We start from the raw sequence: 26161 nt of genomic DNA, 5'->3' as shown, positions 1-26161 counted from the left end.
GTAACTAGTAATATTGAAGATATTAATTAACTAAAAAGGAGACAATTTAATGAGTAAATTACCTAAAGACTTTGTATTAGGTGCTGCAACTGCTGCATATCAAGTTGAAGGTTCAAGTACTGTAGATGGTAAAGGTCGTGTATTATGGGATGGTTTCTTAGAAAAACAAGGACGTTTTTCTCCAGACCCAGCAAGTGACTTTTACAATCGTTATGAAGAAGATATCAAATTAGCATCAGAATATGGTATCAAAGCAATCCGTATTTCAATTGCTTGGTCACGTATTATTCCTGATGGTACAGGTGAAGTAAACGAAAAAGGTTTGACATATTATCGCAAAGTATTCGAAACTTGCCATAAATATGGAATCGAACCTTTTGTTACACTTCACCACTTTGATACTCCAGAAACTTTATTTGAAAAAGGTGACTGGTTAAACAAAGATCAAATCGATGCATTCGAACGTTATGCTGAACTTGTATTTGACGAATATCATGATGTTGTTAAATACTGGATCACAATCAACGAACCAATCGCGTATGTTCAAGGACAATATATTACAGGTGCTTTCCCTCCTGGTGAACAGTACAACACTTTAAAATGTTTACAAGCACAACATAACCAAATCGCTGCACATAGCCGCATTGTAAACTTATTTAAATCAAAAGGTTATGAAGGTGAAATTGGTTTAGTTCACGCATTAACACAATTCTACAGCATCGATGATCAACCATTAAACCAAATCGCTGCTTACAAACATGATATCTTTATGAATGGTTTCATGTTAGACGGAACATTCCTAGGTTACTATACTCCAGCTAAATTAACTGTAGTAAGAGAAATCTTAGGTGAAGAATTCGAACAATTAGATATTCGCGAAGAAGAACTAGAAGAAATCCGTAAAGCTGCACCACAACTTGACTTCTTAGGTATTAACTATTACCAAAGTAACTGGATCAAATACCATAATGAAGAAAGCTATATTCACCATAATGGTACAGGCGATAAAGGAACTTCTGTCTTCCGTGTTAAAGGTATCGGAGAAGTTGTTAAAAATGAAGCAATCCCTACAAATGACTGGGATTGGTACATTTATCCAGAAGGTCTATATGACATGATGGAACGTATTAAAAACGACTATCCTAACTACAAAAAAATCTATGTTACTGAAAACGGCCTAGGCTACAAAGATGTACTTGAAGATAACGGTGAAGTACATGATGACGAACGTATTGACTATGTAAGACAACATATTGAAGCAATCGAACGTGCATACGCAGACGGTATCAACGTTAAAGGTTACTTCATCTGGTCACTACAAGATATGTTCAGCTGGTCAAACGGCTACAATAAACGTTATGGTTTATTCTATATCGATTTCGAAACTCAAAAACGTTATGTTAAAGACAGTGCGAAATGGTATAAACAATTATCAGACGACATTTATGGAAAGTAAATAAGTAAGGCAAAACCCCTCAGAATTTTCTGAGGGGTTTTGTTATATAAGTTGGTATAGAATATATGTTTGAAAGTTATTGCTTCGTATCTTTAAACTGCAGAATACGTTGACCAATTTGGTCTCTGACCTTTTGGAAAACAGACCAATCTTTGCCGGCAGGGTCTTCAAAGCCCCAATGTACTTTTTTAACATGCTTAGGGACGACAGGACAATGTGCCTCCGCATGATCGCATAACGTCACAACGAGTTTGGCTTTGTTTAATAAATCAATATCGATTTTATCAGAGGTTTGATCGCTGATATCAATGTTAACTTCTTGCATCGCTTTAACCGCAAGAGGATTCACACCATGTGCTTCAATCCCTCCAGATATAACAGTCCAGTCGTCACCAAGTATCACTTTTCCGAAACCTTCTGCCATTTGGCTGCGACATGCATTGCCTGTACAAATAAAGTAAATAATAGGTTTATCCATATGTGTTCCTCTTTTCTAATTAAGTAGTAGTGAGAGATATAGACCAATAAGTGTGATGAATAGGACAGGTAATGTCACAATCACACCTGTTTTAAAGTAAACCCCCCATGAGATTTTGACGCCTTTTTGGGCTAGAACATGTAACCAAAGTAATGTTGCGAGCGAACCGATAGGGGTCATTTTCGGCCCTAAATCAGAACCGATCACATTCGCATAAATTAAACCTTCTTTGATGATACCTGAGGCATGTGCTTGATTAATCGCAATCGCATCAATCATGACAGTTGGCATATTGTTCATAATTGCGGATAAGACAGCTGATAAGAAGCCCATGCCCATAATACCACTCAATAAACCATGTTGTGAGAAGTTATCTATGATGTTTCCTAACAACGCAGTAATGCCTACATTTTTAAGTCCGAAGACAACTAAATACATACCAAGTGAAAATAAGACAATGTTCCAAGGTGCGCCTTTAATAACTTGTTTTGTGTGTACAGCTTTAGAGCCTTTTGCGAGTACTAAGAAAGCTAACGCAACTACGCCTGCGATGAATGATACAGGAATATTTAATGACTCGCTGATGACATAACCTATGAGTAATACTGAAAGCACAATCCAAGCTATTTTAAATAACTTATCATCTTTAATCGCACTACGGGGTGACTTGAGTGTTGTATCATCGAAATGTGTTGGGATGGCTTTCTTAAAATATAGATAAAGCACGATAATACTGGCTACAAGCGCAAAAAGGTTAGGGAGCATCATATGTTTCATATACTCAACAAAACCAATATTAAAGTAGTCAGCAGAGACAATATTGACTAGGTTACTAACGACCAACGGTAGGGAAGTCGCATCCGCAATAAAACCACTTGCGATAATGAACGGAAAAATTACACGTTGATTAAAGTTCAAATGTCGCACCATCGCAAGAACGATAGGCGTTAATATTAATGCTGCACCATCATTGGCAAAAAGTGCCGCAACCACAGCACCTAATAACATGATATAAACAAACATCTTAATCCCGTTACCTTGTGATGCTTTTACCATGTGTAAAGCTGCCCATTCAAAGAAGCCAATCTCATCAAGGATTAAAGAAATGATGATTAAAGCGATGAATGTGAGTGTCGCATTCCATACAATCTGTGTCACTTCACCGACATCGCTTAATGTGACAACACCAGTGATCAAGGCAAGCACAGCACCTACAAGCGCTGTAATACCAATATCCAGCCCTTTAGGCTGCCATATCACAAAAATTAAGGTAAGTATAAAAATCGTAATGGCTAGAAAAGTCAAAGTCGTTCTACTCCTTTATGAATGTTGTGACATGCACAACTAGGTTGAGATGTACCTATATCATGGAGTTGATCTAAGAGGGAAGTATAGGTTTCTGTATTCAAATGATAATAATGTTTATTACCATCTTGGCGTTTATTAACTAAATGATTATCCATTAAAGCTTTCATATGATGACTTAAGGTAGGTTGTGTCACTTGAAAGTAGGTCAATAAATCATTAGCACATAATTCCCCACAAGACAGTAAATTGAGTATTTCTAAGCGAATAGGGCTCGATATCGCTTTTAAGTATGTAGATAATGTTTGATAGTCCATTAAATCATCCTTTCTTTAATAGAGTATCAACTATATAGATAACTGTCTATATAGAAAACATAAAAAAACCTAGCAACTTTTGGTTGCTAGGCAAGATAGTGATTCGATTTATTATTTAACTGGGTTAGCAGTTTCATCTAATACTTTGTTTAAGCTTTCGATGTTTGCTTTACCTTCAGTACGGAACCATTCTACAACAGCATCTTCGCCTTCTGAGAAGTGATCAGTAGCACCTCTCCATGTAGCACGGCCACATAATACACCATTGAATGTAGAACCAGATTCTTTAGCGAAGTATAAAGTTTTTTGGAATAAGTCTGCAGATACACCTGCGCTTAAGTAGATGTAAGGTAAGTTAGTTGAAGCAGCTTGTTCTTTGAATGCTTGAGCAGCTTCTTCTTTAGTGAATAATGCTTTTTCACCGAAACCTTCAACATAGTTCATGTTTACAGGAACTTCTACTTTTAATACGTCTACGTTGAAACGAGGTTCAGAGTATTTTTTCATTGCTTCGTTTACTTTGTGTGCTTTTACTTTCGCATATTCTTCAGAACCGCTGTCTGCGTTGTTAGCGTCATAAGAAACGATTTCTAAGAATAATGGTAAACCTTCAGCTACACATTCAGCACCAACACGTTCAACGAAAGCTTCTTTTTGATCGTTGATTGCTTTGTCTTCGTCGATGTCAACATAAACTAATAATTTAACAGCATCTGCGCCAGCTTCTTTTAAACGTTTAACAGACCATACATTTAATAAGTCAGGTAAACGTCCTGGTTCTGAAGCATCGTAACCAGTTTTTTCATAAGCTAATAATAAACCAGCATTTTTAGCACGAACTTTAGTTGCTGGAAGACCATATTCAGGGTCTAATAAGATACTTGAAGCGTATGGTGTTAACTCTTCAGATACATGTACTTTGAATTGTTCTAAATCTTCTGTTTTAGCATCTTCACCTAATAAGCGTTTTAAAGCGCCACGTTGGTCGATTGCTAATGCAGCGATGTAGTTTTTGTCGTTTAATAAAGGTTTAATTGATTTTGTCATGATGAATGCTCCACCTTTTCAATAGTTATTTGATTACTGAATTTCTCAAAGTTATTTAAGTCAATGTGGCCAGTTCGTGCTTCTAATGCATTGGAAATACCAGCAGCCATAGCGTATGTTGCTGATTCTTGGATAGAAGCGTCTTTAGAGATGCCATAGCTGAAACCAGCTAAACTGCTATCTCCAGAACCTACTGGGTTAATCGCAACGACTTTAGGAATATCAACGTTATAGACTTGTGCTTCATGACGTAGTAATGCACCATTTTTACCTAAAGATAATAAGATATATGGAATATGCGCTAAGCTTTCGTCTAATAATTGATTGGCTAAGTCGATGTTGTCTGAATTAGTAATTGCTTTGATCTCTTCATCATTTGGTTTGATTAAGAGAGGAGGGCAATGTTTTGAATGATTAACAGTATAGTTTAATACTTGTCCTGAAGTATCTAAACAAACTGGTACATTCTGTTCATTTGCGACTTCTAACAATTTGACGTAATAGTCTTCAGGGAAGCCTTTAGGTAAGCTGCCTGAAATCGTAATTAAGTCAAAGTTAGAGATAATCGAATTGAAGTGTTCTAAGAAGCGGATTTGAATTTCTTCTGGTTGCAATGCACCGCTTTCTAGAATTTCAGTTTGACTATTTTCGCTTGTAACGGCGATACATAAACGAGTTGAAGCTGGAGAAACAGTGAAATCATGTTGGATTTTTGTTTCATCTAAGTTGTTAGTTAACCACTCGCCGAATTTACCGCCGATAATTCCTGTACATGTAACATCAATTCCTAGTTCACTCGCAACACGTGCTACGTTGATGCCTTTACCGCCAGCTGATTTGTAATCCTCGGTTGCACGTTGAACTGAATTGATTTCGAAGTGTTCTAATGGGTAATTGATATCAATTGCAGGATTTAATGTAACGGTTAATAGTTTGAATGTCATTAGTCGTGATATTCTCCGTTATTCCATTTAGTTAAGAAATCATCGAACATATCTGGAGTGTAATGAACATCTTCAGGTTTTAAAGTTTCATCCATTGCTTTGATAATCGTTTCTTTTTCTGGAGTTGGTTCATATTCTGTTTCTGCAAATGTATCAACGATGTTTTTGATTAAGTCAACACCTGTAACCATACCGCCAGCTGCGATGACATTACAGTTGTATTCGCTTCTTGCTAAACGTGCACTTGTTGCATCACGAACTAATGCAACACGAGTTCCAGGTACTTTAGTTGCACTTGCACTAATACCTACACCAGTACCACATAATGCAACACCAAAGTCTACTTCACCTGTAGCAACTAAATGACCGATACGTGTACCGTAGATAGGGTAGTGTGTACGTACATAGTCATAAGTACCGACATCAATAACTTCATGTCCGTTATTTTTTAAATAAGTAGCAACTTCTGCTTTAATATTTGTAACAATATGGTCACAACCAATAGCAATTTTCATAATTTAATATCCTCCTATTAACATAAAGAATTCAACATATCTACTCTGATTTGGTGTCGTCCAGCGTCGTAGCCTGCTTTTAAGAATGCTTTTACGCAGTTTAATGCGTTTAATTTACCTACAACTTCGCTACCTAATACGATAACGTTTGTATTATTGTGTCTATGAGTCATTTTTGCTGATTGCTCATCTGAAACCGTTGCTGCAATAATATTTTTTTGTTTGTTCGCAAAGTTGAAAGGTGCAATACCGTATTTGTCGATGACAATGGCTTTAGTACCTTCGTGTTCTTGGACATATTTAGTAACCTCAAGTGTAATTTCAGCAATGTTAGTTGCTTTACTGTTTACTGATAAGTCCTCGATTTCGTACTCAGCATCTGCTAAAGATTCTAAAATGAAATCTTTTAATTCTTTTGACTGTGAATCACTATGAATAACAATAGACATAATAAATCCTCCTGTTCGAAAATGTTTGATTTTGTTCTTATCTAGAATATACACTTCAAGGGGTAATTTGTCAATTTGATAGATTGTAAAAAATAAGTAAATCTATTGATAAAAGGGAATTTATAAGAAGATAAGAGGGGATATTTCAATAATTAGACAAAAAGAAAACGCACACGTTTCGTGTGCGTTAATGTTCGTATTAAATTATAAGATATCAGTATAGTTTTGATAATTCTCTCTGATTGTTTGCGAAATATCGTTATCAGTAATAATCGCATCTAAATGATCGATTTGATAGAAAACTGAAAAAGCACGTGTATTGAATTTTGAACTGTCCGAAACAAGATATTTCTTCGAAGATTGGTTCAAAATAATTTCATTGGCTTTTCCTTCTTCTTCATTCGCAGTTGTCGCATCATTATCGCTGATACCATTGACGCCAATAAATGCTTTATCAATATGTAATGACTCCAGCATTGTATTTGCGAGACGTCCGATAAATGAACCTGTTTTCTTTCGATAACGGCCACCGATTAAAACAATATCCATATGTTCTAAGCCTTCATATTGTTCGAAAATATACAGTGAATTGGTAATGATATGTAAACGCATATCTTTAATGAAAGGGAAGATGGCTTCATTTGTTGTACCTGAGCCAATAAATACCGTATCTTCATTTTGAATCAGTCGGCTGGCTTTTTCAGCAATCATACGTTTTTTATCACTATTCAGCTGTTGTTTTTCTTCATTTGCAAGCTCGTTATAAAAGGTATGAGGTAAGACAGCTCCGCCGTGAACACGTACAAGCAAGGCTTTATGTTCAAGCTCTTTTAAATCACGTCGGATAGTCATTGCAGCCACGTCCATATCATTAGATAAATAACTGACGCTGACGCTTCCGTTTTCTTTTAAGATGGATAGTATTTTTTGATGTCGCGCTTCTTTTAAATTCATTATATTTCACAACCTGTATATTTTTTCGATTTCGTCATTATTATAGCATAATAATTTATTGGGAATGTACCATATTTAGTTTTATTTTGCATATGAGAGTGCCTCAAAGAACAGCTGTTTAAAGCGAGTTTTGTCTACTGCTAAAACAACGTTTATTGACTTTTCTTGAGCATTGTAATTCACAACAGTAGCACCGCGTGTGTAAGTGCCGTTTAATTCAATCGCAACTGCTGCATCTGCAGTTTTAAAGTGTTCTGGATGCAGTAGGTAAAGCATGGTATAAGCATCGTATACAGCAATGCCTGTATCGAATTCATCGCCGTGGTAATGATTAAACATATGATACAACATATGGGTAGTTTGATTAATAGATTTCAACTCGTTGATTGCAGTACTTGATAAACTAGCACCTCTTGCTACATCAAGTCCAACCATTGTGATAGGGAGACCTGTTTTAAAGACAATATCTGCAGCTTCAGGATCACAGTAGATATTAAATTCAGCAGCAGGTGTAACATTACCGCGTCCAGCACTGCCACCCATTAAAACAATCGCTTTGATATTAGATTTAACTTCTGGATACGTTTTAAAAAGCAAAGCGATATTTGTTAGAGGACCAATTGGCACAAGTGTAATGGGCTCATCAGATTCTAGAATAGTTTCTCGCATAGCTTCTATAGCTCGATTAGAGGCAAGTAATTCTGGTGAGGGTTCTGGAAGTTCATAACCACCCATACCTGTTTCACCATGTACGTGAGAAGCATCAATCGGTGCATTGATTAAAGGTGCGACTGCACCACGATGTACTGGAACATCGCTTTCAAAGAATGCTTTGAGTTGTAGGGCGTTTCGTGTAGTTTTATCTATATTGACATTACCATGTACGGTAGTAATCATCTTCACATCAATCTCAGGATGATTCAGCGCAATACTAATAGCTGCTGCGTCATCAATACCTGGATCAGTATCTATGATAATAGGGGTTGTCATATCTCTTTCTTCCTCCTTTTAAAAATAAAATAAGCTACTTATATATTTTATAATCCTTCTGCAAAATAGTCTAAAATTATGTATAAAAAAACTGGCAGGGGAGAAACCCCAGCCAGTTTTTTGTGCATCATATAAATACTGATATTACATATGAGCACTGTGTCCGCCGACCATAACCCAATAAGAACCGATAACAGTAATTAGGGTAATGATAATGGCGAAGATAACTTTGAATAATTGTGTGCGTCCATCTTTACCTTCAGTTAAATGCATGAACATTAATAATTGAAGGGCAGCTTGGATGAAAGCAAATCCAAAGATAATTGTAATCTTAGCGTTAAGTGCTAAAGATGTGTAAATCGTCACGTATACTGCTAATAGTGTCAAGACAATTGAGGCAATAAAGCCAACTGTATGTTTTGCTATTGTATTCATCCGCTATACACCATCCCTATCAAGTATACTGCAGTAAAGATGAAGACCCAAACAACATCTAAGAAGTGCCAGTATAAACTTACGATAAATAATTTTGGCGCATTGTCTTTATTAAGTCCACGCATTGCTACTTGGATTAATAGACAAATCACCCAACCGATACCCAACGAAACGTGGACACCGTGTGTTCCTAACAAGATGAAGAAACTTGACCAGTAAGAACCGATTTGTGGTGTTACACCTTGGTGTGCATAGTGTGCGAACTCGTAAATTTCTAAACCTACGAATAAGATACCAAGCAATACTGTGATAATCATCCAGATCATCATTAGTTTTTGCTTTTCTTTTCTCATGTAATAAATTGAAATACCACATGTATATGAACTGATTAATAACGCAAATGTCATTAATAATACTAAAGGCATTTCGAATAAATCAGTTGTTAACTTACCAGCGTAATCACCGCCGTGTTGCATGATAAGCAACGTCGCAAATAGTGTACCGAATAAAGAGAATTCAGCTGTTAGGAAGATCCAGAAGCCAAACTTGTTCAAATTACCTTCATGCGATTGCGCATCAATTGTTTTTGTATCATGCATGACTTTCAGCCTCCCGTTCTTTTTCACGAGCTTCACGAAGTTTTGCTTCAGTAGCAGCTACTTCAGAAGCTGGGATATAGTAACCATGGTCGACTTGGAAACTTCTGTAAATCATTGTACCTAATGTACCGATTAAGCAGATAATCGCTGGTACGATAGTTTCGAATGTTAAGAAGAAGCAACCAACAGTTAAGAAGATAGCCATGAAGAAACCAACTGGTGTGTTGTTCGGCATGTGGATATCTTTATAATTATGGTTGTCTAAGTAATGACGACCTTGTTTTTTCATATCTACAAATGTGTCTAAATCATCCCAGTCTGGAGTGATTGCGAAGTTGTACACTGGTGGAATTGATGAAGCAGTACTCCACTCAAGTGAACGTCCGATACCCCATGAGTCGCCTGAAGCGATACGTGGTGATTTAAGGTGACTGTAAACAATGTTAGCTACTAAGAATAAGAAGCCGATTGACATTAATAGTGCACCGATTGTAGAAATTACGTTTAACATGAACCAACCATCTGATGGCATGTAAGTGTATAAACGACGTGGCATACCGTCTAAACCAAGAATGAATTGTGGCATGAAACATACGTTGAATCCGATTACGAATAACCAGAAGAACGGAATGTTCAAGCGTTCATTCAATTTGTAACCCATCATCTTAGGATACCAGAAGATAAGTGCTGCTAAACAAGCGAACACAACACCACAAACTAATGTGTAGTGGAAGTGGGCTACTAAGAAGTACGTATTATGGTACTGATAGTCTGTTGAAGCCATTGCTAACATAACCCCTGTTACCCCACCGATTGTGAACGTTGGGATGAACGCTAATGAGAATAGCATTGGCGATTCGAAAGAAATTCGACCTTGGTATAGCGTAGCTAACCAGTTGAATATTTTAACACCGGTAGGCACAGCGATTAACATTGTTGAGATTGAGAAGAATGAGTTGATTAAAGGACCATTACCCATAGTGAAGAAATGGTGAACCCATACTAAGAAACTCAAGAATGCGATTGCTGATGTTGCCCAGATCATACTCTTATGACCGAATAAGTGTTTACGTGCGAACGTTGAAATAACGTCTGAGAAAATACCGAATGCTGGAAGGACAACGATGTAAACCTCAGGGTGCCCCCAAACCCAGAAGAAGTTAGCCCAAAGCATTGGCATACCACCATTAGCAACTGTGAAGAATTGAGTACCGAAGATACGGTCAATTGTCATCAATGCTAATGTAACTGTGAATACAGGGAATACTAGGATAATGATCAATGCTGTAACGAAAGTTGTTACTGTGAACATTGGCATTTCCATAAATTTCATAGTTGGTGTTTTCATTCGTAAAATTGTTACGAAGAAGTTAATACCTGTCATTAATGTACCGATACCTGAAAGCTGAATAGCTAATAGGTAGTAGTTAACACCAGGACCTGGACTGAACTCACCAGCAAGTGGTGCATAGTTTGTCCAACCTGCAGCAGGTGAACCACCAATGATGAATGACATGTTGAATAGTAACATTGCTCCGAAGAATAACCAGAAGCTAATGTTGTTCATTACAGGGAATGCAACGTCGCGTGCACCAATTTGTAAAGGTACAACTACGTTCCATAAACCGAAAATGAATGGCATTGCCATGAAGATGATCATGATAACACCGTGTGTTGTAAAGATTTCGTTATAGTGGTTTGATTCCAAGAACGGGTTGTTCGGAATTGTTAATTGCGTACGAATTAAAATTGCATCAATACCACCACGGACGAACATTAATACAGCACAAATCAGATACATTAATCCGATTTTCTTGTGGTCAATTGTTGTAAACCACTCTCTGTAAAGATATTTCCATAACTTAAAGTACGTGATTACTGCGATTACCCCGATAACTAGGAATGGCGCACCAATTTGTGCCATTGTGATCATCCAGTTACCTTGAACGAGTAATTCATGCCATGGGAAATTCATTAATGTTCACCTCCATGATTTTTCTTGTTAAGCTCTTCAGCTTTTTCATCTTTAGCGCCTTTTTGAGCTTTTTCCATTTCGTCCATATTATGAGATTCTTCTTTCTTGAATTCATTATTATATGGTTTGTCGTTAGGTAAGATCATAGCATCCATACCGTGTCTCTTATACATAGCGTTTGTAATTTGAGATTTACGAGCAGGATATTTTGAATCTGGTTTGCTTAATACGCCTTCAGTTACATCATAGAAGTTTGGATCTTTTGGAGTGTAATGGAAACGTTTATAAGCGTAGAAGATGTATTCAGGGTCAGCAGCTGGATCTACGAAGTCCATGTGAGTACCACTGAATGTCAACTCTTCATTCTTAGTTGTAGGTAGTAATTGTTTATCGAAAGTATCTTGAGAAAGTTTAGGTTCTTTCTTAGCTTTTTCTACCCATTTGTTGAATTCTGAGTTGCTTACTGCATGTACTGGGAATGTTTGACGAGCGAAACCTTCACCATTGAAGTTTGAGTTACGTCCACGGAACGTACCTTCTTGGTCAGCTTCTAATGTCCATTCCATTGTCATTGCAGTCATTGCATATTTTTGACCGCCAAGTTGTGGAATCCAGAAACTTGTCATTGTATCCATAGATTGCAACTTGAATACAATCGGACGATCTTTTGGAATCGTAATGTGATTCACTGTTTCAATTTTTTGCTCTGGATAAGCAAAGAACCATTTGAAACCTGCGCTTGTTGCATAAACGACGACAGGGTCTTTGTCTTTTGCAGGCGGTGCATCGTACTCATAAAGTGTTTTGACTGTTGGAATAGCCAAAGCAAGTAAGATGATAAATGGTACGGTGAACCAAATAGTTTCTAATAAAGCACTGTGATGTACTTTACCTGATTGTGTTGTATTTGTGTATCGGTATTTGTAAGCAAATACAGCGAATAGAATAAATACAACCGCAACAATAACAAGCATAAAGATGATTGAATAAATGATCAGCCATTTTAAACTGCTTGCCATTGGCCCTTTTGGGTTAAGTACTTCCATATGTTCACAACCACTGAGTAAAATCAGTGAGCCGAACAATAGAAGCAAAGACTTAATTTTTGACACTTTATTGACCTCCTAATACTACAATTGTAGGGCTTAACAATAATTTTAGTTTATTATGCAATATTTACAAGTGGGTATCCGCAACTTTTTTACATAAAAATAAAGAAAGCCTTACAGACACTAGGCCTGACGGGCTTTCACAGATTTGTTAAATTTATGTGTCCATTTTGTGAATACTGACAAAAATGACAGAAAGCACAAAAAAGGGCGCTGTAGTTGAGAATGCTTATCAATTAAGGGGTTGAAAGCGCTAGCGCCAAAAAACAAAATAATTATTTTTAAATAGATTTTATCGACAAGTTACTTGACTTCTATGTAGCGTTCAGAAATATCTTTCGCTCCATCTGAATCAATGACTTGATATTCGACTTTGTATTTACCAATTTTATTTGTATCGACATGACCATTGACGATAATCTGATCAGTCAAATCTCCGTCTTCTTTATCATAAGCGCTGATTCCATTCAGTAAGTTGTAATTTTCGCCTTTTTGAATAATCGCATCTTCAACACCTTTAAGCTTTGGTACAGAGTTATCTGTAGCTTCAGCGTTTAAATTGGGTGTTACTAATGTAGCAGACACACCAAGTGCTGAAAGTGACTGTAATAGTTTGTTCATTGTTTAGACCTCCGTATTCAATGGCTAATCATTAAAGCGTCATATTAATCAGTTCAATCACGAATATTTGCGATTGAACTTTGTATTAGGTTCAATATACCGTGTTTGTTTCTTTATTACATCCTACTACGGACCTAATCTTTATTACAAGACTAATTTTACAGAATAATTATGAAAATCAGATTAAAATAACGTTAAGTTTTCTCAGTTGTCAAATATTTACTGAGAAAAAAGCGGGAATATTTAGAAACACTATATAGGAAAGAAGTTAAAGGAGGGATTTATGCTAAATAATAATGTGGGTCGTACTTTATTTCATTACTAACACGGGATTTTGAGTCCCGCACATGTAAGAAGAATGCTTTAAATAAAAATCATTATAATACGTTTTAAGTTTGTCATATTGTTTATACTTAATTGTGAAAAGAATATGAAGAAATATGAAATAAAATTGTCTATTATGTGAACTAGGTTCTTAATTGTTTTAATTTCGTCATATTCGTATTATGATGAAATTGAGTCGAAGAGGGAGTGAAGTTAAATGTTATCTGAAAAAGATATGGATATTATTAAACAAACAGTACCAGTTCTTCAAGAAAAAGGTGTGGAAATTACGTCATTCTTCTACAATAGAATGTTCAATGAACACCCAGAGTTACGCAACATGTTCAACCAAACTAACCAGAAAAAAGGTTTGCAATCCACAGCCTTAGCTCAAACAGTCTTAGCTGCAGCAGCAAACATTGAACAGTTAGGTGCAATTATGCCTGTAGTTAAAGAGATTGCTTACAAACACGTTGCATTACAAGTACCTGAATCAGGTTACAAAATTGTTGGTGAAAATTTAATCGCAGCAATTATGCACGTTTTAGATTTAAAAGAAGAAGATCCAGTGATTCAAGCTTGGATTAACGCATACTGGGAAATTGCAGATGTATTCATTCAAGTAGAGAAAGACATGTATGCTGAAATGTTATGGGATGGTTTCCAACCATTCACAGTTACAAATATTGAAAATGTCGCTTCAGATATTAAAGCATTTACAGTTTCATCAGATAAATATGATTTACGCAACTTTGAAGCAGGTCAATATATTACAGTTGATGTTTCAAGTGATAAATTACCATACAGAGCAAAACGTCACTATTCAATCGTTGGCGGAGACGAAGATACGTTAACATTCGCAGTTAAACGTGATGTTTCTGAAGACAGTGAAGGTGAAGTTTCAACTATCTTGCATGACGAAGTAAAAGTTGGAGATGATATCAACTTAACTGCGCCAGTAGGTGCATTCAGATTGCATAACACTGACAAAAACCAATTATTCTTAGCATCAGGTATTGGTGTAACACCATTAGTGTCAATGTATGAAAAAGCAATTGAAGTCGGTGTACCGAACATTCAATTCATTCATAATACAACTGATGTTAATGATGTACCATTCTCACAACGTTTATCTAACGATGCAGCAGAAAATGATAATGTGACTTATGAAATCCATGATCGCAAATCAAATGGCTACATCACTCAAGAAGATTTAAAACAGTATGTTACAGAAGATACAGAAGTTTATGTATGTGGCGGTATTTCATTCTTGAAATCAATCGTCAATGAATTATATGAATTAGGTTTAGATAAATCACAAATTCATTTCGAAACATTCATTCCACGTTTAAGCGTAGACGTTTAATTTTTACTGAAATAATAATCTGAATGATAGAGAAGGAGCTGTTCATTCCGAATTTTCGGAAGAGACAGCTCCTTTTTGTTTGGTTCATGAATCGAGCATAAAAAGTGTTCACACGTCTTGAATATTGATATGATGATAAGAAAAGAAGGGGGACATATTCATGGATAAAACAGTTAAATTATTAAAGGACTTAACAGACGTGAACGGAATTGCCGGTCACGAATACAAAGTAAAACAACTGATGAAAGATTATTTGAAACCTGTTTCAGATGAACTGGTTGAAGATAATTTAGGTGGCATCTTCGGAAAGAAAAAAGCAGAGAAAGGTTCAAAAACTTTAATGCTTGCCGGTCATTTAGATGAAGTTGGATTTATGGTAACTAAAATCGACGACAAAGGTTATTTGAAATTCACACCTGTCGGTGGTTGGTGGAACCAAGTAATGTTATCTCAAAAAGTAACTGTAACAACAGATGATGACAAAGAGATCAGAGGGATCATCGGTTCTAAACCTCCACATGTCTTAACGCCTGAACAACGTAAAACACCAATTGATATCAAGGATATGTTTATTGATGTAGGTGTAGCTTCAAAAGAAGAAGCTGAAAAACTTGGTATTGATATCGGTGACATGGTAACACCATACTCTGAGTTCGAAGTATTAGGTGATGAGAACTACTTAACAGCAAAAGCATTTGATAATCGCTTCGGTTGTGCACTTGCTGTAGATACTTTAAACAACTTAAAAGACGACGCAATCAACGTTAACTTAGTATCAGGGGCAACTGTTCAAGAAGAAGTTGGTTTACGTGGTGCGAAAGTTGCGGCGAATAAAATCAAACCAGATTTAGCTATTGCGGTGGATGTCGGCATTGCTTATGATACACCAGGAATGGGCGGCGGTGATCATGAAGCTGAACTTGGCAAAGGACCATTAGTCGTACTTATGGACGCGACAGCAATCGGTCATTCTGGATTTAGAAAGCACGTGAAAAAAGTAGCACAAGACAAAGGTATTGAAATCCAATGGGATACAACACCAGGCGGCGGCACAGATGCAGGCAGTATCCATTTAGCACATGAAGGTATTCCTTCAATCGTTGTGGGTGTTCCGCTTCGTTACATGCATTCAAATGTTTCTGTTATGCATAAACAAGACTACTTGAACGCTGTACAATTAGTGACAGAAATCGCTAAATCACTAGACGACGAAACAATCGAACAAATTATTTGGTAAACCATTTTTCAATCGTCTATTTCACGCAAATGATTATAAATAAAAAAGAGCGGTCGGTACTTGCTTCAACATGAAAGCAAGCCGACCGCTCTTTTCTTTAGGTACCCCTCAATGTACCTTTACTGAAAAGTTAAGATTTTATTTATCTAAACCTCTACGCATTTTTTCAGCTAATAACGTATTGTTTAACACCATTGTAATTGTCATTGGGCCAACGCCGCCTGGAACTGGTGTGATTGCGCCAGCAATTTCTTTTACTTCATCATATTCAACGTCACCTTTAAGTTTGCCGTTTTCATCTGGTGTGTTACCCACATCAATGACAACTGCACCTTCTTTAACGTCGTCTTTTGTGACTAAACCTGGACGACCTACAGCGCTGACAATAACGTCTGCATTTTTAAGATGTTTGCTCATGTCTTTTGAACGAGAGTGTAAGATAGTCACTGTCGCATTTTGTTGTAATAATAGTTTTGAAACAGGTTGTCCAACGATATGAGAACGTCCAATAACAACTGCTTCTTTACCTTCTAAATCAATATCCGCATTTTTCAATAATTCCATAATACCTAGTGGTGTACAAGGTACGAATGTTTGTTCATCAATATACAATTTACCGATGTTTGCTGGGTTGAAACCGTCAACGTCTTTTGCTGGGTTGATAGTTTCTAGAACTTTTTGTTCGCTGACTTGTTTTGGAAGAGGTACTTGAACCAAGATACCGCTGACAGAGTCATCGTTGTTTAAACGTTCTAATTCATTTAATACTTCTTCTTCTGAAGCTGTTTCTTCTAAATGAACAATTTCAGAAATCATGCCGATTTTTTCAGCAGCTTTCTTTTTTGATCTTACATAGCTCATGCTTGCGCCATCGTTACCTACAAGAATAACTGATAGTTTCGGCGTATAGCCCTCTTTTTTCAACGCTTCAACTTGATCTTGCAATCCTTGACGATAATCTTTAGCAATTTGTTTGCCATCTAAAATTTTTGCAACCATGTGTAAATTCCTCCTAATAATTTTTCGAACTTTCATTAGTGTTTTGAAGTGTAATACAACTATTTTACATGAAAATCCGGAATTTTAATTGAATTTTCATGAGAAAGTTCGATTTTTGATTGAAAAAGCATGACTTGATTTGTTATGCTATATCTGTAATATACAACTTACTAGATTAAAATTTCAAATAATTGAAAGGGTGTTCAATTTGAAAGTGGCAGTTATTATGGGCAGCTCATCTGACTGGGATATGATGTCAGAAAGTTGTCAGATGTTAGATCAATTTGGAATCCCGTACGATAAGAAAGTCGTTTCAGCACATCGTACACCAAAACTGATGTTTGATTTTGCGACAGAAGCAAGATTGAACGGTTATGACGTTATTATTGCAGGCGCAGGCGGTGCAGCACACTTGCCTGGTATGGTTGCTTCAATGACGACATTACCAGTAATCGGCGTTCCGATTGAATCTAAGAGTTTGAAAGGTTTAGATTCATTACTTTCAATCGTCCAAATGCCTGGCGGAATTCCAGTTGCAACTACTGCAATTGGTAAAGCAGGTGCGAAAAATGCTGGAATCCTTGCAGCGAGAATCTTAAGTATTCAAAGCGATGAAGTGAAAGAGAAATTAGAAGCTTATCAGCAATCACTAGTAGATAAAGTAGGAGAGATGCAAAGTGAACTTCAGTAAATTAAAGTTTGGATCAACTGTCGGTATTATTGGCGGCGGACAACTTGGCAAAATGATGGCACAATCTGCTCAAAAAATGGGCTTTAGAGTCATCGTCTTAGATCCAGACAAAGAAGCACCATGTCAATATGTAGCACATGAATTTATTAATGCAGCTTATGATGACCTAGATGCATTAAGACAACTTGGTGAAGCTTCTGATGTTGTAACATATGAATTTGAAAACATTGCTGCAGATCAATTAGAAACACTCACAAAAGAATTTAATGTTCCTCAAGGCTATCAAGCCATCCATTTATTGCAAGACCGTTTAACTGAAAAACAAACATTAGAATCAGCAGGTACGAAAATCGTTCCGTATGCACAAATCACAAATGCTGAAGATTTAGAGCATGCTGTTGAAAAATTAGGTTATCCATTTATGGTGAAAACGCGTTTCGGCGGTTATGACGGTAAAGGTCAAGTGCTAGTACGTTCAGAAGAAGATTTAGCAGAGGCTGAATCATTAATCAAAGTACAAGAATGTGTAGCAGAAAAATTCTTAGACCTTTATAAAGAAGTGTCATTAACTGTGACAATTGGAAATGGCGGTCAAATCGTTTATTTCCCATTACAAGAAAACGAACATCGTCACCAAATTTTATTTAAAACAATCGTACCCGCACGTTCTGATAAAGAAGCAGAAGCACGTGCAGAAGTGGATAAAATTAAAGAAAAAGTGCATTTTGTGGGTACATTTACAGTAGAGTTCTTTATTGATAAAGATAACAACTTATATGTAAACGAAATTGCACCAAGACCTCACAATTCTGGTCATTATTCTATTGAAGCTTGTGACTTCTCACAATTTGATACACACATCTTAGCGGTTACGGGTCAAAAATTACCAGAACGCATTGAAATTTTAAAACCAGCTGTCATGATGAATTTGCTTGGTAAGGATTTAGATTTACTTGAAGATGAATTCGGCGATCATCCTGAATGGCATGTTCATATTTATGGCAAAGCATCTAGAAAACCAGCACGAAAAATGGGTCACATGACAGTTTTAACTGATGACATTGATAAAACTGAACAAGACATGTTGGCAACCTTTAGAGGAGGAGCAAAATAATGTCATTATTATACGAAGGTAAAGCAAAACGAATTTTCTCAACAGATGAAGACGGCGTATTACGCGTGGAATACAAAGATGAAGTGACTGCCGGCAATGGTGCGAAAAAAGACCATATTGACGGTAAAGGCCGCTTAAATAATAAAATCACTTCAATCTTGTTTGAACACCTTAAAGAAAAAGGCATCAAAAGCCACTTTATCAAACAAACGTCTGAGACTGAACAACTTGTTCAATCTGTAGAAATCATTCCGTTAGAAGTGGTCGTACGTAATATTGCGGCAGGTTCTATCACAAGACTCTTAGGTTTTGAAAAAGGACAAAAATTTGAAACACCACTTGTAGAATTCTTCTATAAAAATGATGCTTTAAATGACCCTTTAGTGACAGATGACCATGTAAGATTATTAAACATCGCAACAACTGAAGAAATTGCACAATTGAAAGAAATGGTATTAGGCGTTAATAAAGCGTTAGTTGAATTGCTTGATAGTATCAACTTACGTTTGATTGACTTCAAAGTAGAATTCGGCCGTACAAAAGATGGTCAAATTCTTTTAGCAGATGAAATTTCACCAGATACTTGCCGTATTTGGGAAAAAGACAGTGACACTAATTTTGACAAAGACGTATACCGTGAAGACCGCGGTTCAATTATCGAGACTTATCAAACTTTCTTAAATAAACTGGAGGATCTTAAATAATGAAAACTATCGAATTGCACATCACATTACAACCACAGGTATTAGATACACAAGGACAAGCACTTAACCGTGCCGTACATGACTTAGGCTATAACCAAGTGAATGATATCCGTGTAGGTAAATTACTTTACATGACAGTGGACGAAGCAACAGATGAAGCGGTTCATAATATCGTTACAACTTTAAGTGAAAAATTATTTGCGAACACAGTCATTGAAGAGTACAGCTATAAAGTAGTTGACGAAAAGGAGAATGCATAATGAAATTCGCAGTACTTGTATTCCCTGGATCAAACTGTGACAGAGATATGTTGAACGCAGCTTTGAAAACAGGCGTAGACGCAGAGTATGTTGATTATCGTGAGACATCATTAGAAGGATTTGATGGGGTGTTAATCCCTGGCGGTTTCTCATTTGGTGACTACTTACGTTCAGGTGCGATGGCGAGTGTTGCACCAGTTATCAAAGAAGTGAAACGTTTTGCAGATGAAGGCAAACCAGTATTAGGTGTATGTAACGGATTCCAAATCTTAACAGAAATCGGTTTATTACCAGGTGCGTTATTACACAACAGTTCACATTTATTTGTGAGCCGTAACGAATCATTAGAAGTTGTAAATAACAACACACCATTCACAAAAGCATATGCTGAAGGTGAAACAGTAGTATACCCAGTTGCACATGGTGAAGGCAGCTACTACTGCACAAAAGAGATGTACAAAGAATTAGAAGATAATAATCAAATTATCTTGAAATATAAAGATAATCCAAATGGTTCTTACCACGATATTGCTGGTATTGTTAACGAAAAAGGTAATGTGTGCGGCATGATGCCTCACCCAGAACGTGCATTAGAATCAATTTTAGGAACAGACGATGGCGTGAAATTATTTGAGTCAATGGTAAATAGTTGGAGGGAACAAAATGCCTAAGTTTATTGAACCAAGTATCGAAGAAATTAAATCAGAACATTTATACCGTGATATGGGATTAACAGACGCTGAATATGATAAAGTTGTCGAAATTTTAGGTCGTCAACCAAACTTTACTGAAATTGGTATTTTCTCTGTAATGTGGAGTGAACACTGCTCATACAAACACTCAAAACCATTCTTGAAACAATTCCCTACAACAGGCGAACATGTCTTAATGGGACCTGGTGAAGGTGCTGGTGTTGTAGATATCGGTGATAACCAAGCGGTTGTATTCAAAGTTGAATCACATAACCACCCATCTGCGATTGAACCTTACCAAGGTGCAGCAACAGGTGTCGGCGGTATTATTCGTGACATCGTATCAATCGGTGCACGTCCAATCAACTTATTAAACAGCTTACGTTTCGGTGAATTAGATGAAATCCAAAACCGTACATTATTACGTGGTGTTGTAGCAGGTATCGGCGGATACGGTAACTGTATCGGTATCCCAACTACAGCAGGTGAAATCGAATTCGATGAACGCTATGATGGTAACCCATTAGTTAACGCAATGTGCGTAGGTATCATTGATCACGATAAAATCCAAAAAGGTACAGCTAAAGGTGTCGGCAACTCAGTCATCTACGTTGGTTTAAAAACAGGCCGTGACGGTATCCATGGTGCAACTTTCGCATCTGAAGAATTAAGTGAAGAAAGTGAAAGCAAACGTCCATCAGTACAAATCGGTGACCCATTTGTAGGTAAAAAATTGATGGAAGCAACACTTGAAGCAATTACTTACCCAGAATTAATCGGTATCCAAGATATGGGTGCAGCTGGTTTAACATCATCTTCTTCGGAAATGGCAGCTAAAGGCGGCAGTGGTTTACACATGCAGTTAGAAAAAGTACCTGTACGTGAAGAAGGAATCTCTCCATACGAAATGATGCTTTCTGAAACACAAGAACGTATGTTGCTTGTTGTTGAAAAAGGTACGGAACAAAAATTCTTAGACTTATTTGACAGACGTGAATTAGATAGTGCTGTTATCGGTGAAGTTACGGATACAGATCGTTTCGTATTAACTTATGATGATGAAGTTTATGCAGACATCCCAGTACAACCATTAGCAGATGAGTCACCTGTGTATATTTTAGAAGGTGAAGCAAAAGAATATAACACATCTAAAAACGACTACAGCAATGTAGATGTTAAAGATGTATTCCATAAATTATTAGCACATCCGACAATTGCGTCAAAACGTTATTTATACGAACAATATGACCAACAAGTTGGTGCAAACACAGTTGTTAAATCTGGTTTACAAGCATCTGTAGTACGTGTTGAAGGTACAAACAAAGCAATCGCTTCTACAATCGATGGCGAAGCACGTTATGTATTCAACCAACCATACGAAGGCGGTAAAATGGTCGTTGCTGAAGCATACCGCAACTTAATTGCTGTAGGTGCAACACCATTAGCAATGACAGACTGCTTAAACTACGGTTCACCAGAGAAAAAAGAAATCTATCAACAATTAACTGATTCTACAAAAGGTATGGCAGAAGCATGTGAAGTTCTGAAAACACCAGTTGTTTCAGGTAACGTTTCACTTTATAACGAAACAAAAGGTACTTCTATCTTCCCAACACCTGTAGTAGGTATGGTCGGCTTAATTGAAGACATCGATTACTTAAATGATTTCCACCCACATGCAGGCGATAAATTGTATGTTGTTGGTGAAACACGCGATGACTTCGGCGGCAGCCAAATCGAAAAATTATTATATGGTAAAGTCAACCATGAATCAGAAGCACTTGACTTATCAAATGAAGTTGAAAAAGGCGAACAAATCAAAGAAGCAATCAGAAGCGGCAAAGCGTCTCATGTACAAACTGTCGGTAAAGGCGGCTTATTGATTTCGTTAGCTCGAATCAGTGCACACTACGGTTTAGGTGTAGATGCAACATTAGACGTGACTGATGCACAATTATTCAGTGAATCACAAGGTCGTTACATTGTTGCAGTTAAAGCAGGACAATCATTAGATATTCCTAATGCACAAGAAATCGGAACTATCACTGAGGATGACAAGTTCAAAGTTACAAACGGTCAAACAACTGTAGAAGAAAACGTGTCGACGTTAAACGAAATTTGGGAAGGAGCAATTCCTCAATGTATGACATCCGCGGATTAAACGAAGAATGTGGAGTCTTTGGAATTTGGAATCACCCCCATGCAGCAACTTTAACTTATATGGCGTTGCATAGTCTGCAACACCGTGGTCAAGAAGGTGCTGGGATCGTGTGCTCAAACGGCGAATCGCTGTTTGGGGCACGCGGCATGGGTTTATTAACTGAAGCTATTTCAGACGCGCAATTAGAATCTTTACAAGGATTCCAACATGCGATTGGACATGTACGCTATGCGACAACAGGTGCCAGTGAAATCGCCAATGTTCAACCTTTCTTGTTCAAGCATTCAAAAGGTGATTTAGGACTTGCGCATAATGGTAACTTAACGAATGCTGTCCAAATTCGTAAGGCTTTAGAATCTGAAGGCAGCGTCTTCCAAACAACAAGTGATTCAGAAGTATTAGCGCATTTATTAATCAGAGGCAAATCTCCAAGCATTAAATCAAACCAAAAAGCAGCATTGAATCAAGTTAAAGGTGCATTCAGCTGTGTCATGCTGAATACTAATCAACTTGCTGCGGTTAGAGATAACAATGGTGTACGTCCACTCATGTTAGGTGAAGTAGATGGTGCGTATTGTGTCGCAAGTGAAACATGTGCGTTCCAAGCAATCGGTGCAACATATATTCGTGACATCGAACCGGGTGAATTAATTACATTCAGCGGTGACCATGACATAGATTATGATACGTACACGAACCAAATTCACCATAATATGTGTTCAATGGAATATGTATACTTTGCACGTCCAGATTCAGAGTTCCATAAACACTCTATCTATAATGTGCGTAAAGCTTTAGGTAAGAAGTTAGCAAGTGAGATGGGTATTGACGCTGATATTGTTATCGGTGTACCAGATTCATCTTTACAAGCAGCAAAAGGCTTCTCTGAATACTCAGGTATTCCAAACGAACAAGGTTTATTGAAAAACCGTTATATCGGCCGTACGTTTATTACACCAGACCAAAGCGTTCGTGAAAAACAAGTACGTATGAAACATGCGCCGATCAGAGACGTCATTGAAGGCAAACGTGTCGTTGTCATTGATGACTCTATTGTGCGTGGTACGACAAGTAAATACATTGTGAAAGCATTAAAATCTGCTGGTGCGAAAGAAGTGCATATGGGTATTTCATCACCACCATTAGTCGATCCATGTTATTACGGTATCGATGTGTCTACACATGCAGAATTAATGGCAGCACAACATAGTGTCGACGAAATCAAAGACATGATTGGTGCAGACTCACTTACGTATTTATCTGTAGAAGGCATGCATGAAGTGTTTAAAGAATTTGACTCAAAAGGCGAGTGTGACGCTTGCTTTACAGGCAATTATCCAATTGAAATTGTAGATCATCAATTACCAGAAGTTAAAGAACTGAAAAGAAGAGGAGTGTAAAGCTGTGGCAGCAGATTCTTATAAAAATGCCGGTGTGGATATTCATGCTGGATATGAAGCAGTTGAGCGAATGAAGAGCCATGTGCAACGTACAATGCGTAAAGAAGTACTAGGTGGACTAGGAGGATTCGGTGCAGCGTTTGATTTATCACAATTAAACATGCAAAAACCTGTCTTAGTTTCTGGTACAGACGGTGTCGGTACTAAGTTGAAACTTGCGATTGATCACGACAAACATGACACAATCGGTATCGATGCAGTGGCTATGTGTGTCAACGATATTTTAACAACAGGTGCAGAGCCGCTTTATTTCCTTGACTATATCGCAACAAACAAAGTTGTACCTGAAGTCATCGAACAAATTGTTAAAGGTGTCAGCGATGGTTGTGAAGAAACAAATACAGCTTTAATCGGCGGTGAAACTGCTGAAATGGGCGAAATGTACCATGAAGGTGAATACGATTTAGCTGGTTTCGCAGTGGGCGCAGTTGAAAAAGATGAATACATCGATGGTTCAACAGTTAAACCAGGACAAGTAATTATCGGTTTAGCTTCAAGCGGTATTCACTCTAACGGTTACAGCTTAGTACGTCATTTAATTAAAGAATCAGGCGTTGATTTAAATGCTGAATTCGATAATGGTCGTACGTATTTAGACACTTTCTTAGAACCGACTCGTTTATATGTTAAACCTGTATTAGCTGTGAAAGAACAAGTGAAATTGCATGCGATGACACATATCACAGGCGGCGGTTTCTATGAGAATATTCCACGTGCTTTACCTGAAGGTGTCACTGCTGAAATTGACGTTCAATCATTCAATACACCTAAAGTATTCGATTGGTTACAAGAAGCAGGCAAAATCGCAACTGAAGAAATGTACAATATCTTCAACATGGGTATTGGTTTCACATTAGTTGTAGATGAAGCGGACGCAGATAAAACATTAGATATCTTAAAAGGTCAAAATGTTGAAGCGTTCAAAATCGGTAAAATCGTTGAAGGTAAAGAAGAACCTATCGAGTTAACGGGGGTTAAAGCGTGACTAAAGTAGCCATCTTTGCGTCAGGTTCTGGCAGCAACTTTGAAAATATTGCACAACGAGTTCAAGACGGCAGATTAGATAATATTGAAATCACAGCGCTTTATGTTGATCACGACGATGCATTCGCGATTGAACGTGCAGAGAAATTAAACATTCCTGTCCATGTGACACTTCCTAAAACTTTTGATTCTAAAAGTGATTATGAACAACGTTTATTAGAATTGTTAAAAGAAGAAGAAGTGGAATGGATTATACTTGCAGGCTATATGCGTTTAATCGGTCCAGATTTATTGAATGCGTATGAAGGCCGTATTTTAAACATTCATCCGGCTTTATTACCGAAATACAAAGGCATTGACGCAATTGGTCAAGCCTTTGAAAGTGGAGATAAAGTGACAGGTTCTACTGTTCATTATGTAGACAGTGGCATGGATACAGGTGAAATCATTGAACAAAGTCAATGCGACATCTATCCAGATGATACAAAAGCACAACTAGAAGAACGTATTAAAAATTTAGAATATGAACTTTATCCTAGAGTCATCGCAAAAATTATTCGATAAGAGGGGCAATTTCTAACATGAAAAAAGTAATTTTAAGTGTATCAGACAAAACTGGCATTGTAGACTTCGCGAAGTCATTAGTTGAATTAGACTATGAGTTGTATTCTACAGGCGGCACAAAGCGTGCATTAGATGAAGCGGGTGTTCCTGTAAAATCAGTTTCTGATTTAACGAAATTTGATGAAATCATGGATGGCCGTGTAAAAACATTACACCCAGCAGTACATGGCGGTATTTTAGCTGATCGCGATAAACCTGAACATTTACAACAATTAAAAGAAAAAGGCATCGATCTTATCGACATGGTTGTCGTGAACCTTTATCCATTTAAAGAAACTGTCGCAAACCCTGACGTAACTGAAATGGATGCGATTGAAAACATTGATATCGGTGGTCCGACAATGTTACGTG

27 protein-coding genes and 1 pseudogene are annotated in these 26161 nt (G+C 37.2%); 13 read left to right on the top strand and 15 right to left on the bottom strand.

Annotation, left to right across the window (positions count from 1 at the left end):
* Window positions 1–49 precede the first annotated feature (49 nt).
* Entirely contained in the window at window positions 50–1456 is a 1407-nt protein-coding gene (lacG, locus tag HMPREF2937_RS07730) for a 6-phospho-beta-galactosidase (protein WP_002480475.1), read from the top strand.
* A gap of 76 nt (window positions 1457–1532) precedes the next feature.
* Here the strand turns inward: lacG and arsC are convergent, their stop codons facing one another.
* The 14 genes from arsC to HMPREF2937_RS07660 form a co-directional block, all read right to left on the bottom strand.
* Window positions 1533–1934: an arsenate reductase (thioredoxin) gene (gene arsC / locus HMPREF2937_RS07725; protein ID WP_070864334.1), complete on the bottom strand. Its 402-nt coding sequence runs from the start codon at window positions 1932–1934 to the stop codon at window positions 1533–1535.
* 15 nt (window positions 1935–1949) lie between these two features.
* Window positions 1950–3239 carry an arsenite efflux transporter membrane subunit ArsB gene (gene arsB, locus HMPREF2937_RS07720; RefSeq protein ID WP_057510231.1) on the bottom strand — a complete coding sequence of 430 codons (1290 nt, stop codon included), beginning with the start codon at window positions 3237–3239 and terminating at the stop codon, window positions 1950–1952.
* Entirely contained in the window at window positions 3236–3556 is a 321-nt protein-coding gene (locus HMPREF2937_RS07715) for an ArsR/SmtB family transcription factor (RefSeq protein WP_002480478.1), read from the bottom strand. Before HMPREF2937_RS07715 ends, arsB begins: the two co-directional genes overlap by 4 nt.
* Before the next feature lie 111 nt (window positions 3557–3667).
* Window positions 3668–4603 (bottom strand): tagatose-bisphosphate aldolase, encoded by a 936-nt coding sequence (gene lacD, locus HMPREF2937_RS07710; RefSeq protein WP_023015960.1) that lies wholly within the window; start codon window positions 4601–4603, stop codon window positions 3668–3670.
* On the bottom strand, window positions 4600–5547 hold the full coding sequence (locus HMPREF2937_RS07705) for a 1-phosphofructokinase family hexose kinase (protein ID WP_002480480.1): 948 nt from the start codon (window positions 5545–5547) through the stop codon (window positions 4600–4602). Before HMPREF2937_RS07705 ends, lacD begins: the two co-directional genes overlap by 4 nt.
* Complete coding sequence (lacB, locus tag HMPREF2937_RS07700) at window positions 5547–6062, bottom strand: galactose-6-phosphate isomerase subunit LacB (RefSeq protein WP_070864333.1); 516 nt, start codon at window positions 6060–6062, stop codon at window positions 5547–5549. Before lacB ends, HMPREF2937_RS07705 begins: the two co-directional genes overlap by 1 nt.
* Window positions 6063–6079: 17 nt before the next feature.
* Entirely contained in the window at window positions 6080–6511 is a 432-nt protein-coding gene (locus HMPREF2937_RS07695; RefSeq protein WP_002480482.1) for an RpiB/LacA/LacB family sugar-phosphate isomerase, read from the bottom strand.
* Between the two features lie 204 nt (window positions 6512–6715).
* On the bottom strand, window positions 6716–7465 hold the full coding sequence (locus HMPREF2937_RS07690; protein WP_002480483.1) for a DeoR/GlpR family DNA-binding transcription regulator: 750 nt from the start codon (window positions 7463–7465) through the stop codon (window positions 6716–6718).
* Window positions 7466–7546: 81 nt separating this feature from the next.
* Window positions 7547–8455: a ribonucleoside hydrolase RihC gene (rihC, locus tag HMPREF2937_RS07685; protein WP_070848691.1), complete on the bottom strand. Its 909-nt coding sequence runs from the start codon at window positions 8453–8455 to the stop codon at window positions 7547–7549.
* Between the two features lie 144 nt (window positions 8456–8599).
* Window positions 8600–8890, bottom strand: a complete 291-nt coding sequence (gene qoxD, locus HMPREF2937_RS07680) for a cytochrome aa3 quinol oxidase subunit IV (RefSeq protein ID WP_070848692.1) — start codon at window positions 8888–8890, stop codon at window positions 8600–8602.
* Window positions 8887–9489 (bottom strand): cytochrome aa3 quinol oxidase subunit III, encoded by a 603-nt coding sequence (gene qoxC, locus HMPREF2937_RS07675; RefSeq protein WP_070864332.1) that lies wholly within the window; start codon window positions 9487–9489, stop codon window positions 8887–8889. Before qoxC ends, qoxD begins: the two co-directional genes overlap by 4 nt.
* Window positions 9482–11464 carry a cytochrome aa3 quinol oxidase subunit I gene (gene qoxB / locus HMPREF2937_RS07670; RefSeq protein WP_002480488.1) on the bottom strand — a complete coding sequence of 661 codons (1983 nt, stop codon included), beginning with the start codon at window positions 11462–11464 and terminating at the stop codon, window positions 9482–9484. Before qoxB ends, qoxC begins: the two co-directional genes overlap by 8 nt.
* Window positions 11464–12576, bottom strand: coding sequence for a cytochrome aa3 quinol oxidase subunit II (gene qoxA / locus HMPREF2937_RS07665; RefSeq protein ID WP_002480489.1), 1113 nt, complete (start codon window positions 12574–12576; stop codon window positions 11464–11466). Before qoxA ends, qoxB begins: the two co-directional genes overlap by 1 nt.
* A 300-nt stretch (window positions 12577–12876) precedes the next feature.
* Window positions 12877–13194, bottom strand: a complete 318-nt coding sequence (locus HMPREF2937_RS07660) for a DUF5011 domain-containing protein (protein WP_002480490.1) — start codon at window positions 13192–13194, stop codon at window positions 12877–12879.
* A gap of 541 nt (window positions 13195–13735) precedes the next feature.
* Between HMPREF2937_RS07660 and HMPREF2937_RS07655 the strand changes: the two genes are divergently transcribed.
* Window positions 13736–14884, top strand: a complete 1149-nt coding sequence (locus tag HMPREF2937_RS07655; RefSeq protein ID WP_002480491.1) for a globin domain-containing protein — start codon at window positions 13736–13738, stop codon at window positions 14882–14884.
* Window positions 14885–15044: 160 nt separating this feature from the next.
* Complete coding sequence (locus tag HMPREF2937_RS07650) at window positions 15045–16121, top strand: M42 family metallopeptidase (RefSeq protein ID WP_060803894.1); 1077 nt, start codon at window positions 15045–15047, stop codon at window positions 16119–16121.
* A gap of 138 nt (window positions 16122–16259) precedes the next feature.
* On the opposite strand, the gene folD is transcribed toward HMPREF2937_RS07650, so the two are convergent.
* Window positions 16260–17120, bottom strand: a complete 861-nt coding sequence (gene folD, locus HMPREF2937_RS07645) for a bifunctional methylenetetrahydrofolate dehydrogenase/methenyltetrahydrofolate cyclohydrolase FolD (RefSeq protein WP_002480493.1) — start codon at window positions 17118–17120, stop codon at window positions 16260–16262.
* A 208-nt stretch (window positions 17121–17328) separates the two neighbouring features.
* Here folD and purE point away from each other — a divergent pair, with 208 nt between their 5' ends.
* The 10 genes and pseudogenes from purE to purH all read left to right on the top strand — a co-directional run.
* Window positions 17329–17811 (top strand): 5-(carboxyamino)imidazole ribonucleotide mutase, encoded by a 483-nt coding sequence (gene purE, locus HMPREF2937_RS07640; RefSeq protein ID WP_002480494.1) that lies wholly within the window; start codon window positions 17329–17331, stop codon window positions 17809–17811.
* A complete protein-coding gene (gene purK, locus HMPREF2937_RS07635) occupies window positions 17798–18925 on the top strand; it encodes a 5-(carboxyamino)imidazole ribonucleotide synthase (RefSeq protein WP_002480495.1) in 1128 nt (375 codons plus the stop codon). Before purE ends, purK begins: the two co-directional genes overlap by 14 nt.
* Window positions 18925–19629 carry a phosphoribosylaminoimidazolesuccinocarboxamide synthase gene (purC, locus tag HMPREF2937_RS07630; protein WP_070864331.1) on the top strand — a complete coding sequence of 235 codons (705 nt, stop codon included), beginning with the start codon at window positions 18925–18927 and terminating at the stop codon, window positions 19627–19629. The genes purK and purC overlap by 1 nt, the downstream gene beginning before the upstream one ends.
* Window positions 19629–19889, top strand: coding sequence for a phosphoribosylformylglycinamidine synthase subunit PurS (purS, locus tag HMPREF2937_RS07625; protein ID WP_002480497.1), 261 nt, complete (start codon window positions 19629–19631; stop codon window positions 19887–19889). Before purC ends, purS begins: the two co-directional genes overlap by 1 nt.
* Window positions 19889–20560, top strand: a complete 672-nt coding sequence (purQ, locus tag HMPREF2937_RS07620) for a phosphoribosylformylglycinamidine synthase subunit PurQ (protein WP_002480498.1) — start codon at window positions 19889–19891, stop codon at window positions 20558–20560. The genes purS and purQ overlap by 1 nt, the downstream gene beginning before the upstream one ends.
* Window positions 20553–22742: a phosphoribosylformylglycinamidine synthase subunit PurL gene (gene purL / locus HMPREF2937_RS07615; RefSeq protein ID WP_070864330.1), complete on the top strand. Its 2190-nt coding sequence runs from the start codon at window positions 20553–20555 to the stop codon at window positions 22740–22742. Before purQ ends, purL begins: the two co-directional genes overlap by 8 nt.
* The gene (purF, locus tag HMPREF2937_RS07610; protein ID WP_002480500.1) at window positions 22721–24142 is read left to right on the top strand and encodes an amidophosphoribosyltransferase; all 1422 of its coding nucleotides are present in this window, start codon (window positions 22721–22723) and stop codon (window positions 24140–24142) included. Before purL ends, purF begins: the two co-directional genes overlap by 22 nt.
* 4 nt (window positions 24143–24146) lie before the next feature.
* Entirely contained in the window at window positions 24147–25187 is a 1041-nt protein-coding gene (purM, locus tag HMPREF2937_RS07605; RefSeq protein ID WP_070864329.1) for a phosphoribosylformylglycinamidine cyclo-ligase, read from the top strand.
* Window positions 25184–25750: a phosphoribosylglycinamide formyltransferase gene (purN, locus tag HMPREF2937_RS07600; RefSeq protein ID WP_023015953.1), complete on the top strand. Its 567-nt coding sequence runs from the start codon at window positions 25184–25186 to the stop codon at window positions 25748–25750. The genes purM and purN overlap by 4 nt, the downstream gene beginning before the upstream one ends.
* Before the next feature lie 17 nt (window positions 25751–25767).
* Window positions 25768–26161, top strand: a pseudogene (gene purH / locus HMPREF2937_RS07595) (bifunctional phosphoribosylaminoimidazolecarboxamide formyltransferase/IMP cyclohydrolase); the annotation flags it as partial.

Source organism: Staphylococcus sp. HMSC061G12 (genome assembly GCF_001838465.1).
GTDB lineage: Bacteria > Bacillota > Bacilli > Staphylococcales > Staphylococcaceae > Staphylococcus > Staphylococcus simulans.
Note: the sequence above shows the minus strand (reverse complement) of the source record. Positions and strands in the feature narration are given on the sequence as shown.